Annotated in this window: 12 protein-coding genes; 4 read left to right on the plus strand and 8 right to left on the minus strand. The window is 67.8% G+C overall.

What is annotated here, in order from left to right:
- Positions 1 to 286 precede the first annotated feature (286 nt).
- On the plus strand, positions 287 to 1,780 hold the full coding sequence (locus AC1TXO_RS15770; RefSeq protein ID WP_486402617.1) for an aldehyde dehydrogenase family protein: 1,494 nt from the start codon (positions 287 to 289) through the stop codon (positions 1,778 to 1,780).
- A gap of 98 nt (positions 1,781 to 1,878) precedes the next feature.
- On the opposite strand, the gene qhpG is transcribed toward AC1TXO_RS15770, so the two are convergent.
- The 4 genes from qhpG to AC1TXO_RS15790 are packed head-to-tail and all read right to left on the minus strand — an operon-like array spanning position 1,879 to position 7,499.
- Entirely contained in the window at positions 1,879 to 3,231 is a 1,353-nt protein-coding gene (qhpG, locus tag AC1TXO_RS15775) for a flavin-dependent monooxygenase QhpG (RefSeq protein WP_486402618.1), read from the minus strand.
- Positions 3,185 to 3,862: a subtilisin-like serine protease QhpE gene (gene qhpE, locus AC1TXO_RS15780; protein WP_486402619.1), complete on the minus strand. Its 678-nt coding sequence runs from the start codon at positions 3,860 to 3,862 to the stop codon at positions 3,185 to 3,187. The genes qhpG and qhpE overlap by 47 nt, the downstream gene beginning before the upstream one ends.
- Positions 3,852 to 5,585 (minus strand): ABC transporter ATP-binding protein, encoded by a 1,734-nt coding sequence (locus AC1TXO_RS15785; RefSeq protein ID WP_486402620.1) that lies wholly within the window; start codon positions 5,583 to 5,585, stop codon positions 3,852 to 3,854. Before AC1TXO_RS15785 ends, qhpE begins: the two co-directional genes overlap by 11 nt.
- A gap of 3 nt (positions 5,586 to 5,588) precedes the next feature.
- Positions 5,589 to 7,499, minus strand: a complete 1,911-nt coding sequence (locus tag AC1TXO_RS15790) for a sigma-54-dependent Fis family transcriptional regulator (RefSeq protein ID WP_486402621.1) — start codon at positions 7,497 to 7,499, stop codon at positions 5,589 to 5,591.
- A 203-nt stretch (positions 7,500 to 7,702) separates the two neighbouring features.
- Between AC1TXO_RS15790 and AC1TXO_RS15795 the strand changes: the two genes are divergently transcribed.
- On the plus strand, positions 7,703 to 8,824 hold the full coding sequence (locus tag AC1TXO_RS15795; RefSeq protein WP_486402622.1) for a mechanosensitive ion channel family protein: 1,122 nt from the start codon (positions 7,703 to 7,705) through the stop codon (positions 8,822 to 8,824).
- 12 nt (positions 8,825 to 8,836) lie between these two features.
- Here AC1TXO_RS15795 and AC1TXO_RS15800 read toward each other — a convergent pair whose 3' ends face one another.
- From AC1TXO_RS15800 to AC1TXO_RS15810, 3 genes are all read right to left on the minus strand, one after another.
- Complete coding sequence (locus tag AC1TXO_RS15800; protein WP_486402623.1) at positions 8,837 to 9,850, minus strand: hypothetical protein; 1,014 nt, start codon at positions 9,848 to 9,850, stop codon at positions 8,837 to 8,839.
- Complete coding sequence (locus tag AC1TXO_RS15805) at positions 9,847 to 10,464, minus strand: FMN-dependent NADH-azoreductase (protein ID WP_486402624.1); 618 nt, start codon at positions 10,462 to 10,464, stop codon at positions 9,847 to 9,849. Before AC1TXO_RS15805 ends, AC1TXO_RS15800 begins: the two co-directional genes overlap by 4 nt.
- A 91-nt stretch (positions 10,465 to 10,555) precedes the next feature.
- Entirely contained in the window at positions 10,556 to 10,987 is a 432-nt protein-coding gene (locus AC1TXO_RS15810) for a GNAT family N-acetyltransferase (RefSeq protein WP_486402625.1), read from the minus strand.
- Positions 10,988 to 11,080: 93 nt separating this feature from the next.
- On the opposite strand from AC1TXO_RS15810, the gene pdxR reads away from it, so the two are divergent.
- A complete protein-coding gene (gene pdxR, locus AC1TXO_RS15815) occupies positions 11,081 to 12,538 on the plus strand; it encodes a MocR-like pyridoxine biosynthesis transcription factor PdxR (protein ID WP_486402626.1) in 1,458 nt (485 codons plus the stop codon).
- A 150-nt stretch (positions 12,539 to 12,688) separates the two neighbouring features.
- Entirely contained in the window at positions 12,689 to 13,177 is a 489-nt protein-coding gene (locus AC1TXO_RS15820) for a DUF1097 domain-containing protein (RefSeq protein WP_486402627.1), read from the plus strand.
- A gap of 55 nt (positions 13,178 to 13,232) precedes the next feature.
- On the opposite strand, the gene ureG is transcribed toward AC1TXO_RS15820, so the two are convergent.
- Entirely contained in the window at positions 13,233 to 13,856 is a 624-nt protein-coding gene (gene ureG, locus AC1TXO_RS15825) for an urease accessory protein UreG (RefSeq protein WP_186665077.1), read from the minus strand.
- Positions 13,857 to 13,861 lie beyond the last annotated feature (5 nt).

Genomic DNA, 13,861 nt, shown 5'->3' on the forward strand with positions numbered 1-13,861 from the left:
GTGCAGGCTTCAATACCTGGACTGCCCCCCAAGGGTTGGATTTGTGTCCAACTTTTTGGGGGCAGTCCAACCTGTGGGAGCGGGCTTGCCCGCGAAAAGATCACCACCGGCCCACCTGTTTCAGCACCGTCTCACAGCGTCTCAATGTGCAACAGCGCAGGCCCGCAAGCTGCCCTGTGCAGCATTGCAAAAACCAGCCGGATCAATGGTTTGAAGCCGCCAGGCGACCTTGGCACGGGCATTGCGCCGCCCCTTGCCACATTCCAATGACAAGAGGCACCGCCCCATGCTTTCCGACCTGCCCCTGCTGCCCGCCACCCAGGCCTTTCTCGCGCGCAAGCTGAAGATGCGCATCGGCGCCGACTGGCAGGACGCCGCCAGCGGCCGAACCCTGAATTTCCGTAACCCGGCCACCGGGCAGATCCTCGGCGAAGTCCCCAGCGCCGAGGCTGAAGACGTCGACCGTGCGGTGCGCGCCGCGCGCCAGGCCTTCGACGATTCGCCCTGGAGCCGCATGCGCCCGCGCGAACGGCAGAACCTGTTGTGGCGCCTGGCCGACCTGATGGCGCGCGATGCCCGCGAACTGGCCGAGCTGGAATGCCTGAACAACGGCAAGAGCGCCAATGTCGCCCAGGTGATGGATGTGCAACTGGCCATCGACTTCCTGCGCTACATGGCCGGCTGGGCCACCAAGATCGAAGGCAGCACCGTGGACGCCTCGATGCCGCTGATGCCCGACGAACAGTTCCACGGTTTCATCCGCCGCGAAGCGGTTGGCGTGGTTGGCGCCATCGTCGCCTGGAACTTCCCGCTGCTGCTGGCCTGCTGGAAGCTCGGCCCGGCCCTGGCCACCGGTTGCACCATGGTCCTCAAGCCGGCCGACGAAACCCCGCTGACCGCACTCAAGCTTGCCGAGCTGGTCGCCGAAGCCGGCTACCCGGATGGGGTATTCAACGTCGTCACCGGCACCGGGCTCAATGCCGGCGCTGCCCTCAGCCGTCACCCCGGCGTGGACAAGCTGACCTTCACCGGCTCCACCGAAGTGGGCAAGCTGATCGGCAAGGCCGCGATGGACAACATGACCCGCGTCACCCTTGAACTGGGGGGCAAGTCGCCGACCATCGTCATGCCCGACGCCAACCTGCAGGAGGCGGCCGCCGGCGCGGCGACGGCGATCTTCTTCAACCAGGGCCAGGTGTGCTGCGCTGGGTCACGGCTGTACGTGCACCGCAAGCACTTCGACAACGTGGTAGCCGACATCGCCGGCATCGCCAACGGCATGAAGCTGGGCAGTGGCCTGGATCCAGCAGTCCAGATGGGCCCGCTGATCTCGGCCAAGCAGCAGGATCGGGTCGCCAGCTACATCGAACTGGGCCGCGAACTGGGCGCGACCATCGCCTGCGGCGGCGAAAGCTTCGGGCCGGGCTACTTCGTCAAGCCGACGGTGATCGTCGATGTCGACCAGCGTCACCGCCTGGTGCAGGAGGAAATCTTCGGCCCGGTACTGGTGGCCATGCCCTTCGACGACATCGACGAAGTGCTGCGCATGGCCAACGACAACCCGTACGGGCTGGGTGCCAGCATCTGGTCGAACGACCTGGGCGCGGTGCACCGGATGATCCCACGCATCAAGTCCGGCTCGATCTGGGTCAACTGCCACAGCGCGCTGGACCCGGCACTGCCCTTCGGCGGCTACAAGCAGTCGGGGGTTGGCCGCGAGATGGGGGCAGCGGCGATCGACTACTATACCGAGCTCAAGTCGGTACTGATCAAGCTCTGAGCTTGAGCGGCCTCTCTCGCAGCCACTGCGCGAGCAGGCCGCCTTCCTGTCGAAACGACACCGCTACGGTTCAGGGCACTGACCGCGCCTGCCGTTTTTCAGAATGCTTCGTCGATACGCCAGCCCTGCTCATGCAACCAGCGCCGGACCATCGCCTGTGCCTGCCGTGGCTGCCCCGCCAATGCCGCGTCCAGGCCGGCCCCTGCCTGCAGGGCCCGCACCACCGGCGCCAACTCGATGCCCTGCAGGTGCCACACACCCAGCGGCTGGTCGGCAGTCACCACCACCTCGGCTTCATCCACCCAGCCATCACGCAGCACCGGCCTGCGCTCGAGCCGAACGGCCTGCCAGTGCGCGGCCTGATGCATGGGTTGGTCATCCGGCCACGCCTGGCGCGGCATCCAGAAACCGGCGCCGGGCTGACGGCGCTCCTGGCGGTAGAAATCGCGCCCCGTGCGGGCAAAGCGCAAGAACAGCTGCTCGACCCGTTGCTGGTGAAAGCTTTGCGCCAGCGCTGCCCGCCCGGGCCGCCTGAGCAGGGTGTTGATCACCACCGGCGCCTGCAATGCCGACGACAGCGACTGGAAGATCCCGTTGCCCGACAGCGGATCGACCGCCATCGCCGCATCGCCCACCCGCAGCCAGTCGCGCCCCGCGCACTCGCCGGCCAGAATCGCCGTACTGCTGCGCGCATGCACCTGGGCAGGCTCCAGCGCCCGGGCATCGAACAGCTGCGCCACCAGGGCCGATTGACGCCGCCGCGCTGCGCAATAGCCGGCTAAAGCCGCCTTGCCCGGCAGCGAAGCGGCACCGGCATCCAGGGTGATCTGCCAATAGCAGCGCCCGTCTGCCAGGCGCGCCATCCACGCCCAGCCATCTTCGAGGCTTTCCACGGCCGAGGCCGGCGCACCTTCCGTGGCTTGCCAAAGGTTGAGCAGGCTGAGGGTCTCCGGGCCGCGCAGGCGACTGCCCGGCAGCGGTGCCTGACGGCCACGGGCCTCGACCAGGAAATCACCCTGCAGCCACTGGCCATCGTCGAGGCGCACCCGGTAGCCATCCGCCTGTTCCAGCTCACGGACACGCCCGTGGATCAGCCGTACTCCGGCGCGCAGCAAGTCCTCGCGCAGCGCCCGGTCGAAACGGACGCGGTCGAGCAGGAACTCCTGATTCATCTGCAGGCGCTCGCCGTTCCACTGCACCTGGCGCGCGGCTGCGACGGTCGCCACGTGAAGCGCCTGGCCCAGTCCGGCATGGCGCAGGCCGTCCAGCACCCGTTGCGAAACGCCTTCGACTGCATCGAAGCGGCGCCAGTCCGATACCAGGGTGACCGCATAGCCCAGGCGCCGCAGGCCGATGGCGGTGGTGGCACCGGCAGGGCCTGCGCCGAGGACCAGGATCTGCGGATCACTGGCCATCGACACCTCGCCGCTCAGGCCCGACGAACGCGGCATGCGCCTGCAGCCAGGCACGCAAGTTCGCCGGTTGCAGTTCGCGGTGCTCACGCAGCACAGCGCACAGGCGCCCGGTCAGGGCGGCGCACGCCAGGCTGGCACCCGCCTGGCCGCCTTCGCCCACCGCTGCGCCAACGTCAGCCTGCGCCGTGCCCAGCCACGACCATTGCCCCGGCTGGCAACGGGCGTCACCGGTAATGCGCAGCACGCCGGGGTAACTGGCCGGATACACCGGGCCACCGCGCGCCGGGCTTGCGGCGCAGAGCACCACGCCGGCAGCCTGGGCGGCTGCGCAGGCCTGGCGCAACACAGGGCGGTCCTGGGCCAGCCCCAGGCTCAGATTGATCAGGGTCGCGCCCTGCTCGACCAGCCACAACACCGCTGCAGCCACTTGCAAGGCACTGGTGCGCGGCTGATCGGTGAAGACCTGCGCCACCAGCAAACCGGCCTCGCCAGCATCCTGCGCCAGGCATTCCAGCACGGCGCTGCCGTGCCCCAGGCGGTCGGGCAGCGCCGTGCCTTCCTGCAGCAGTCCGTCTTCCAGCCAGAACCGTCGCGCCGCCAGCACCGCAGGCATATGCTGCAGTGCACAGCCACTGTCGACCACCCCCAGCCGCAGTTCACTGGCCATGGTCGGCACGCACCGGTTGCAGCACCTGCAGGCGAGCCTCCTGCAAATGCAGGTGCAGGTCGGCATCGGCCAGGGTCGAAGGCCTGTGGCTGATGAGTATCCGGGTGCGCCCGGCGAACAACTGGTCGATGGCGGCGATCACCTCGCGCTCGGTCGCCTCGTCCACGGCGCTGGTGGCTTCGTCGAGCACCAGGATCGCCGGATCCTGGAGCAAGGCACGGGCAATGGCGATACGCTGTTTCTGCCCGCCGGACAACTGCTGGCCGCGCTCGCCGAGCGTACCATCGAGCCCCAGCGGCAGGCTGTGCACCAGGCTCTGCAGATGGGTCAGGCGCACCACCTGCTCCAGCGCTGCGCGGCTGGCGTGCGGGGTGCTGTAGGCCAGGTTCTGCGCCAGGGTGCCACGAAACAGCACGATGTCCTGGCTGACCACCGCGATGCGCCGACGCAGCGCGGCCAGGTCAAGCTCGCGCAGATCGACGCCATCGAGCAGGATGCGCCCGTGATCGGGGTCGTAGAAGCGCTGCAGCAGGTCGATCAGGGTCGACTTGCCCACCCCGGAAGCACCGCTGATGGCCACCTTCAGTCCACCCGGGACAGCGATGTCGACCTGGTCGAGCACTGCGCCCTGGCGGCCTTCATGGGTGAAACCGACAGCCTCCAGGCGCAACTCGCCGGGGCCGTCCGGCATCGGCCGGGGCGCCTGCGGCTCGCGAACGGCCACCGCCTCGCGCTTGAGTTCCATCACCCGCCCCAGGCTGACCGCCATGCGTTGCACCGCCACATACAGGCCAAGCAGGCTCTGCACCGGCCCCACGGCCATGCCCAGGTAAGTCGAAAAAGCGATCAGCGCCCCCAACTGCCAGGTGCCCTGGATCACCCACCAGCCGCCCACCAGGAATGCACAGGCGCGACACCACGACGTCAGGGTGCCGGGCACCGCCTGGGTGAAGAACTCGGTGACCTGCACCTTCAGCAATTGCCGCATGTAGCCCTGGCCCAACCGATCCAGGCGCCCTGCCTCGCGGTCCTGCTGTCCGGCGGCCTGGATGAACTTCATCGCCGGCAAGGTCTCCACCAGGAACGACGACACATCCGCCGAGCGCTCGCGCAGGCTGCGCACCTCACGTTCGACCTTGCGCCGCATCCAGCGCAGCCACAGCACCTCGATCGGCACCAGCACGGCCAGCAACAGCGACAACTGCCACGACAGCATCAGCATCAGGAGCACCGCACCGAGCAGGCCGATCACGCTGGACACTGCCGCAAACAGCGAATCCACGGCAAAACGCTGGATCTCGGCGACATCGCCGTCCAGCCGCGAGAGGATGTCACCGGTGCGCCGCCGCCCGTAGAAGGTCGGCGACAACTGCTGCAGATGCCGGTAGAGGTCGTCGCGCAGGGCGAACAGGATGCGCCCCGACAGACGCGTGTGCAGGTAGCGGTTGACGCCCGACAGCAGCGTGCCCAGCACGCCGGCGCCGATCATCAGTGCCGCCATGTGCCAGAGCGTGGGGTAGTCGCGGGCCAACAGGCCATCGTCGATCAGGGTCTTGACCAGCCAGGGCTGGGCCAGCGCCAGCAGCGAGGCGAGCAGCGACAGGCCCAGCAGTGCAGCGATGGCCCGGCGCTGCGGGCGCACGAATCCATACAGCCAGGCCAGGGCCTGGCGCATGAGTTGCGGGTCGCCGGACTCGATCAGGCGCGAGAACAGTCCCCCCATGGCCTAGGCGCGCAACTGCTTGAGCTTGCGATACAGCGTGGCACGGCTGATCCCCAGCGCCTCGGCGGCCGCCGAGACATTGCCCTGGTGTCGCGCCAGCGCGCCGCGAATCAGCTCCAGCTCGTTCTCGCGCAGGCTGCCGGGCGCGGCGACGCCGCTGGACAGCTCGTCGAGCAGGCAGTCGGTCAGATGCTCGAGCTGCAGTACCTGCTCCCCCTCCTCGCGCATGGCCAGTGCGGTGCGCAGCACCATTTCCAGCTGGCGGATGTTGCCCGGCCAGTCGAAGCCTTCGAGCAATGTGCTCAAGCCAGGTGCCAGGCTGACGTGACGAGCGCCGAGCTTGTCCAGCAGGCCGTCGATCAGCGCGCGCAGATCATCGCGTTCGCGCAGGGCCGGCAGGCGCAGGGACACGCCGTTGACCCGGTAGTAGAGGTCTTCGCGAAAATGCTGCTCGGCCACCAGGCGCTTGAGGTCGCGGTGGGTGGCGCAGATGATCGCGACGTCGATATCCTGCTCCTCCCCTGCCCCCAGCGGCGCCACCCGACGCTCCTGCAGCACGCGCAACAGGCGGGCCTGCAGGGCCAGGGGCATGTCGCCGATCTCGTCGAGGAACAGCGTGCCGCCCTGGGCCTGCATCAGCCGCCCGACCATGCCGCCGCGCCGCGAACCGGTGAAGGCACCGTCGCGGTAGCCGAACAGTTCGGACTCGATCAGCCCTTCGGGAATGGCCGCGCAGTTGACCGCCACGAACGGCTTGTCGGCGCGGGGGCTGGCCTGGTGCAGGGCGCGTGCCACCACCTCCTTGCCGGTGCCGGTTTCGCCCAGCAGCAGCACCGGCAGGCCGTTGCCCAGGCCCTGGCGAGCCATGCGCAGGCCACGCGCCAGGCGCGCGTCGCCGCCGGCCAGGGCCTCGAGCGCCGTTGACCTGGGCGCAGCCGCCGGCCTGGTCGCCACCGCGGGGCCGAGCGGGAGGTGTCGCGGCAGTTGCAGCACGCGGCAGAAGAACTCGCCCTTGGCAGTCTGCACGCTGCTCACCCCGCCCTGCCACAGCCGGTTGAGGAAGGCGGGCGAACGCTCACCGAGCAGGTCGCTGCAGCGCCGGCCGATCAGGCCCGGGCGGGCCAGGCCCAGCAGCTGGCAGGCATTGTCGTTGGCCGCCAGCACCTCGCCGTCCAGGCTCAGCGCCAGCAGGCCGTGCCAGGCGCTGCCCAGGTATTGCGGGCGGCTGTGAAAGGCCAGCACCAGTTGCTCGGGGTGATACAGACCGAACAGCCGACTCTCGATGTTGCCCGCCGCGAGCATCAGTGTCGACAGGCTGTCCTGCGGCTGGCTCATCACTCCTTCGCGGGTGATGTCGAGCACGCCGATCACCTCGCCGCGCGGGTCGCGCAGCGGTACCGAAGTGCAGGAAAACGGGCTGAGGCGATCCAGGTAGTGCTCGCCGCAGTTGATCAGGGTCGGCCGGCCTTCGACCACGGCCGTGCCGATGGCATTCGTGCCGCGCAGCGCCTCGCTCCAGCAGCTGCCCGGGTGCAGGTCGCGCAGGCCGGTGCGGTTGAGCACATGGGTCTGCCCTTCGATGGCCAGCACATTGGCCTGGGCGTCGCCGAGGATGATGATGCCGCCCTTGCCCTGGCGCTCGACCAGGTAATCGAGCTCAGGGGTGACGGCATCGATCAGCGTGCGGTTGAGTTCGAGCAGCGTCTGCAGGTCATTACCGTGCTTCAGGCCCAGGCCGACCTGTTCGCCCTGCAGGCAATCCAGGCCGTGGCCATGGCTGCGCCGCCAGGACGCATCGATCTCGTCGCGCAGCATGCCCGAAGGCAGTTCGCCTTCGCTGGCCAGGTGCAGGCGGACCTGGCGGGATTGCTGCATCGGGTCGTGGGCGTCTGTTATGGGTGATTGTCGCGCCATCGTTTACTCCAGCTGTACCCCGGAACTGCACGCAGTGTGCGACAGCCTGACGTGCACGTAAAGCTGCCATGGCGCAAGGCAGCCCGGCAGGCGTCGGGCAGCATCGGCGCACATCCGATTAAACCCTCGCCGCCCTCGCCCTTCTAAACAGACTGTGCCGCAACAGGCACCCTGAATTGACCACCATCTCGGAGGGAGACCCGATGGACGAACGATTGCTGCAGTTGCTGACCACCACCACGGTGTTCGGCATCTCCATCCTCAACCTGCTGCTGGCCCTGGCGGTGACCCTGATCACCTTCCTGGTGACGCGCTGGGCGCTGAGCTTTCTCAAGCGCCGCGCCCGGCAATGGTCCAGTCACGACGGCCAGCTCAGCAAACTCATCACCCAGGTACTGGAAGGCACCAGCAACTTCCTGCTGATGCTCGCTTCGCTGCTGGTCGGCCTTGGCGTACTGGATTTGCCCGAGCGCTGGCTGGACCGGGTCGGCAGCCTGTGGTTCGTGGTCGCTGCGCTGCAGATCGGCCTGTGGGCCAACCGCGCCATCGCCCTTGGCCTGAGCCGCTACTTCGCTCGCCACGACAGCGGCAGCGCCTACCGCGGCAGTGCCCTGGCCACCCTGTCGGGCTGGGGCGCGCGCGTGCTGTTGTGGTCGGTGGTGCTGCTGGCGATGCTGTCGAACCTGGGCGTGAACATCACCGCCTTCGTCGCCAGCCTCGGCGTGGGCGGCATCGCCGTGGCGCTGGCAGTGCAGAACGTGCTGGGCGACCTGTTCGCCTCGCTGTCGATCGCCGTCGACAAACCCTTCGAGGTCGGCGACTTCATCGTCATCGGCGCGCTGGCCGGCACGGTCGAGAACATCGGCCTGAAGACCACGCGCATCCGCAGCCTGGGCGGCGAGCAGATCGTCATGGCCAACGCCGGCATGATCAGCAGCACCATCCAGAACTACAAGCGCCTGCAGGAACGGCGTATCGTCTTCGAGTTCGGCCTGTCGTACGACACACCGACCGAAGCGGTGAAGAAGGCCCCGGCGATCGTCGAGGAGTCGATCAAGGCCCAGGGCCAGGTGCGCTTCGACCGCGCCCACCTGCGCGGCTTCGGCAAGGAGGCGCTGGAGTTCGAGGCGGTCTACATCGTGCTCGACCCCGGCTACAACCTGTACATGGATATCCAGCAGGCGATCAACTTCCAGCTGCTCGAGCGCTTCTCCAAGGTGGGCGCGAAGTTCGCCGTCGGGGCGCGGTCGATCAAGGTCACCGGCCTGCCGGAGGCTTCGAACCAGTTCACCCCGCTCAAGGGGCGCGATTCCCAGGGCGGTTGAACCGCCCTGGCGCTACAGCCTCACCCCGCACATGCCGGCGATGATCGCCAGCGCGATGGCCGCGCAGGCCGTCACGCCGCCCCGCCAGACCAGGCGCACGGCGCGCTCCTGCACGCCGTGCGCCTGGAGCACCACCCGCAGCCCCAACAGCAGGTGCAGCAGTACCAGGAACACGCCCAAGGTGTAGTGCGGCACCAGGCGGATGTTCCAGGCATCGAACAGCAGGCCGGTGGGTGCGCCGGTGGCGAAGTTCCAGTCGGTAGGGATGCCGAGGAACGTGCGGGCATAGATGAACACCGAGTTCATGTGCCCGAGCACGAACAGCGACAGGTACACCCCGGACGCCACCTGCAAGGTCCGCAGCCGGTCCTGCGTCCGGGCACTCCAGCGCCAGGCCAGGTGCAGGCCGCTGACTACCTGGAAGATGAACGCCAGCACCAGCAGCGGCTCGATCAGGCCGGCCCGGTACACCGTGCGGCCGATCTCCATTACCTGGGCGTGCAGTTCAGGCCCGACCAGCCCGGCCAGGTGGTTACCCAGGTGGAACAGCACATACAGGCACAGGACCGCGCCGCTCACGCCGTGGGCCACGCGCCAGCGGCCCAGGCCTGCCGTGGCCGATGCGGCTACTGGCTGGCGTGCACGCAACAGCGCCAGTGCGGCCAGTGCCAGCCAGATCACGCACCACACCAGCGGGTCGGGCAGCGTGCTGCCGAGCAGCGCCTGTACCACGCCGAGAAACACGTACAGGGTCGGCGCCGCCACGCTGGCGTAGGCAAAGCGGCGCACACCGGCAGACACCCCGGCCTGCCCGGCCACCAGCAAGCCGGGAATCGGCACGGCGAAGGCCAGGCCCAGGGCGATCACCGCACCCACCCCATCCAGGCCGCTGGGCTCGTTTACATAGGCGTTGAACAGCATCAACAGGAACGGGTAGACCAGTACCGCCAGCAGCGGGACGGCCAACGGTCCGCGACTGCCCGGATGCGCCTGCACTTTCAGGGGAGATTGCTCGATGATCGTCATGCCTGCGATCTCCACCGGTCGAGACTCGCCAGCAAGCGCTGGTGTTCGTCACGCAATTGCGCAGCGTCAAGCACGGCCGTGCCCTGCAGCGCGTGGAAGCGTACCGAGTGCAGGCCGATGCAGGCGAACGCTGCGTCGAGATAGGGGGTGAGGAAATCCGGCTGCGCCGGGCGCTCGCCGGTGAAGAAGCCGCCGGAGGCGATGGCCACATGCACCGGGCGGTCAGCCAGCAGGCCGGTCTTGCGGCCCTCGGGCGTGCGCCCGATGGTGCGGCCGACGCGCATCACCTGGTCGAGCCAGGCCTTGAACACCGAAGGCACGGTGAAGTTGTGCATCGGCGTGCCGATCACCAGGGCATCGGCGCGCTCGATTTCCACGATCAGTTGCTCGGACAGGGCCATGGCCGAGCCTGCCAGCGCCGCCTCCAGTGCCTGGGGCGACTGCAATCCGTCGGCGTAGGCCGCCGAGGCATGCCCGATGGGCGTCATGCCCAGGTCACGGCGGGTAACCACGACCTGCGCCGCACCCTCGACCAGACGGTCGACGACCGCCGCCGACAGCGCTCGGCTGTGCGAGGCGACCCGGGTGCTGCAATCGATGTGCAGGATCTTCATGTCAGGGTTCCGAACAGGGGCCTGCGCAGGCAGGCCGATGGACACAGGTTCATCGGAGTTCTCCGCGAGTGAGGTGAAGCCGGCCGTGCAATCAGAGGGCCTGGCTGAAGTGCATGGCCCTGGCCAGCAGGCCCTGGCGGTAATAGAAGCGCTGACCCAGGGCATTGGCCAACGCGGTGTCCAGCACCAGGTGCGTGCAGCCTTGCGCACGGGCTTCCTCGCGCAGAGCGTCGATCAACGCCGCCCCCAGGCCATGGCGGCGCGCCTCGGTGCTGGCAACCAGGTCGTCGACATACAGGAAGCGTCCGTACAGCAGGTTCTCTTGCACCCGGTAGCCGGCCAGCGCCTTGGCTTCATCACCCTGCCACGCCGCCAGCAGGCGATAGTTCTGCGCAGCCTGACGACGGACCTGGGCGACGAAGGTAGCGGCATCGGCCAGGTGCGGACGCAGCTCGTGCATCACCGCGAAGCAGGCATGCAACTGGGCATCGGTTTCGGCATGGGTCAGGCTGAAGGTATTCATGACAGGTGTCCCTTGAGGTCTGCCCGCCACTCTAGGAAGATCATGCCCCACCCGACAGGTGCAAGAATCGCTCAATTGAATGGGACAAGCCCCATGGACCTGCAACAGCTCAAGCCCAGCCGCGAACACACCGCGCCCATTTACCTGCAGCTCTACCAGCGCTACCGCGAAGCGATCGCCAGGGGCAAGCTGCGCGCTGGCGACCGGGTGCCCTCGGTGCGCAGCCTGGCCAGCGAACTGAACCTGGCCCGTGGCACGGTGGAAATGGCCTACCAGATGCTGGTCGGCGAAGGCTATTTCATCACCCGTGGTGCGGCCGGCACGGTCGTGGCCCCCGGCTTGTGCGGGCTGCCCGGTACCGACCGGGTCGTGGCCCCGGCGACGCTGCCGGTCAGCCCTGCGACGCAGGACGCAGGCACGCACATAGCGCCCTTCCGCCTGGGCTTGCCGGCGCTCGATGCGTTCCCGCGCAAGACCTGGGCACGCCTGGCCGCGCGCCACCTGCGCAGCCTCGATCCACTGGCCATGACCGCTCCCCCGGCCGCCGGGCATGCACAGTTGCGCCACGCCATCGCCACCTATCTGGGCATTTCGCGCGGCATCCACTGCAGCCATGAGCAGGTGTTCGTCACCACCGGCTATCGGGGCGCGCTCGAGCTGGTGTGTCGCACCCTGCTGCGCCCCGGCGACCTGGGCTGGTACGAAGACCCCGGCTACCTGCATGCACGCCAGTGCCTGGAGCACGCCGGGATGCGCCTGCAACCCGTGGACGTGGACCAGGACGGACTGGACGTCAACCTCGGCCAGCGCCTGGCCGCGGGGGCGCGTTTCGCGGTGGTCACGCCGACCCACCAGAGCCCGATGGGCGTTGCCCTCAGCCTGCAACGGCGGCTGGAATTGCTGGACTGGGCGGCACGGGCCGACGCCTGGATAATCGAGGATGACTACGACAGCGAGTTTCGCTACCACGGTCGACCGCTGCCTGCACTCAAGAGCCTGGACCGCCAAGGCCGGGTGCTGTACACCGGCACCTTCAGCAAGGTGCTGTATCCGGGCCTGCGCCTGGCCTACCTGGTGGTGCCGATGTCGCAGGTCGAGCGTTTCAACGACAGTGCCCGCCACCTGCCCGGACCTGGCGCCATTGCCTTGCAGGCCACCGTGGCGCAGTTCATGGAACTTGGCCATTTCGCCCGTCACCTGAACCGGATGCGCGCGCTCTACGCCGTCCGTCGCCAGTATCTGGTCGACGCCCTGCAGCAGGTGCTTGGCACGCGCCTGGGTGTGCAGCAGCAGGCCGGAGGCATTCACGTACTGGCTCACCTGCACGACGCGACCGACCAGCACCTGCTCGCCGCGAGCGCACGGGCCCAGGGCCTGGCCGTGCATGCGTTGGGGGAATGGCGGGTACGACCTTGCGCCGAACAGGGGCTGCTGATGGGGTTCGCCAATTTCATCGATGCCGATGACGCGATGAGCGCGGTGCGGCGCCTGGCAGCGGTCTGGGATGGATTGTCGGCGCCGGCAGGCGAACAAATACGTCGAAACAATTGAACATTTTTTGTTTCAATTATTTAGATAAAACAAATTATTACAAATGCATTGTTAACGTACTTGGAATTAACAAGCTCTTGCCCGGGTGATTATCCCGGTGGGGAAACGGACCAGAATCCAGCCGTCACAACCACCCACAGGAACCCAGCGATGAGTCACCTCCACGTTTCCCGCAGCAGCTACATCACCGTCACCCTGGTCGCGGCCGTCACCGCCGCCGCCGCCTCCGCCACCGCCCTGGCCGCACAGGTGCCGGTCTGGGCCATGTTCATCGGCTGGATCGCCTTCTTCACCCGGGGCCTGACCACCCGCTCGACCCTGGAAAACCTCGGTTGCGTTTGGCTCGGCCTGATCTTCGGAGCCCTGGCTGCAGCCAGCGTCGCCCTGATCGCGCCAAGCGTCGGCCCACTGCTGGCGATACCGATGGTGGTGTTCGTGGTCGCGGTGATCGTGGTCAGCCTGCGCGGCCTGCCGATGATGAACAACCTGTTGTGCTACTTCCTGGGCCTGGTGGCCTGGTTCGCCGCGCACCTGGAGCCTTCGCTCGAGAGCCTGGCGCAAATGGCCGGGGCCAGTACCCTGGGTTCGGTGGCGGGCTGGATCTCGCACCACAGCCCGCGCAAGATGTTCGTCGCCTGATTGGCGACATGCCCCGCCCGGCCGGCCGTGCAGCCGCCCGGCGGGGCCGTGCCGGTCAGCCCCTGACGCCGAGCATGCCGCGATCGACGATGAAGTCGATCACCGCCTGCAGGCCCTCGCCCTTCTTCAGGTTGCTGAAGGTCCAGGGGCGCTCGGGGCGCATGCGGTTGGTGTCACGCTCCATCACCTCCAGCGAAGCGCCGACATAGGGCGCCAGGTCGGTCTTGTTGATCACCAGGAAGTCCGACTTGGTGATGCCCGGCCCACCCTTGCGCGGGATCTTCTCGCCTTCGGCGACGTCGATCACGTAGATGGTCAGGTCGGCCAGCTCCGGGCTGAAGGTGGCGCTGAGGTTGTCCCCCCCGCTCTCGACGAAGATCACTTCCAGGTTGCCGAACTTGCGCGCCAGGGCTTCCACCGCCGCCAGGTTCATCGAGGCATCCTCGCGGATCGCGGTGTGCGGGCAGCCACCGGTCTCCACGCCGACGATGCGCTCCGGCTCCAGGGCGCCGGCCTCGGTGAGGATGCGTTGGTCTTCCTTGGTGTAGATGTCGTTGGTCACCACCGCGATGTGGTAGTGGTCACGCATGGCCTTGCACAGGGCCTCGAGCAGCGCGGTCTTGCCGGAGCCGACCGGGCCGCCGACACCGACGCGCAGGGGTTGCTGATAGCTTTGCATGTAGG

Source organism: Pseudomonas sp. FA117, from assembly GCF_057370475.1.

Excerpts from the sequence above, each read along its gene's own strand:
- AC1TXO_RS15770 (WP_486402617.1), top strand. The coding sequence starts at position 287 with ATGCTTTCCGACCTGCCCCTGCTGCCCGCCACCCAGGCCTTTCTCGCG.
- qhpG (WP_486402618.1), bottom strand. The coding sequence starts at position 3,231 with ATGCCGCGTTCGTCGGGCCTGAGCGGCGAGGTGTCGATGGCCAGTGAT.
- qhpE (WP_486402619.1), bottom strand. The coding sequence starts at position 3,862 with ATGGCCAGTGAACTGCGGCTGGGGGTGGTCGACAGTGGCTGTGCACTG.
- AC1TXO_RS15785 (WP_486402620.1), bottom strand. The coding sequence starts at position 5,585 with ATGGGGGGACTGTTCTCGCGCCTGATCGAGTCCGGCGACCCGCAACTC.
- AC1TXO_RS15790 (WP_486402621.1), bottom strand. The coding sequence starts at position 7,499 with ATGGCGCGACAATCACCCATAACAGACGCCCACGACCCGATGCAGCAA.
- AC1TXO_RS15795 (WP_486402622.1), top strand. The coding sequence starts at position 7,703 with ATGGACGAACGATTGCTGCAGTTGCTGACCACCACCACGGTGTTCGGC.
- AC1TXO_RS15800 (WP_486402623.1), bottom strand. The coding sequence starts at position 9,850 with ATGACGATCATCGAGCAATCTCCCCTGAAAGTGCAGGCGCATCCGGGC.
- AC1TXO_RS15805 (WP_486402624.1), bottom strand. The coding sequence starts at position 10,464 with ATGAAGATCCTGCACATCGATTGCAGCACCCGGGTCGCCTCGCACAGC.
- AC1TXO_RS15810 (WP_486402625.1), bottom strand. The coding sequence starts at position 10,987 with ATGAATACCTTCAGCCTGACCCATGCCGAAACCGATGCCCAGTTGCAT.
- pdxR (WP_486402626.1), top strand. The coding sequence starts at position 11,081 with ATGGACCTGCAACAGCTCAAGCCCAGCCGCGAACACACCGCGCCCATT.
- AC1TXO_RS15820 (WP_486402627.1), top strand. The coding sequence starts at position 12,689 with ATGAGTCACCTCCACGTTTCCCGCAGCAGCTACATCACCGTCACCCTG.
- ureG (WP_186665077.1), bottom strand. The coding sequence starts at position 13,856 with ATGCAAAGCTATCAGCAACCCCTGCGCGTCGGTGTCGGCGGCCCGGTC.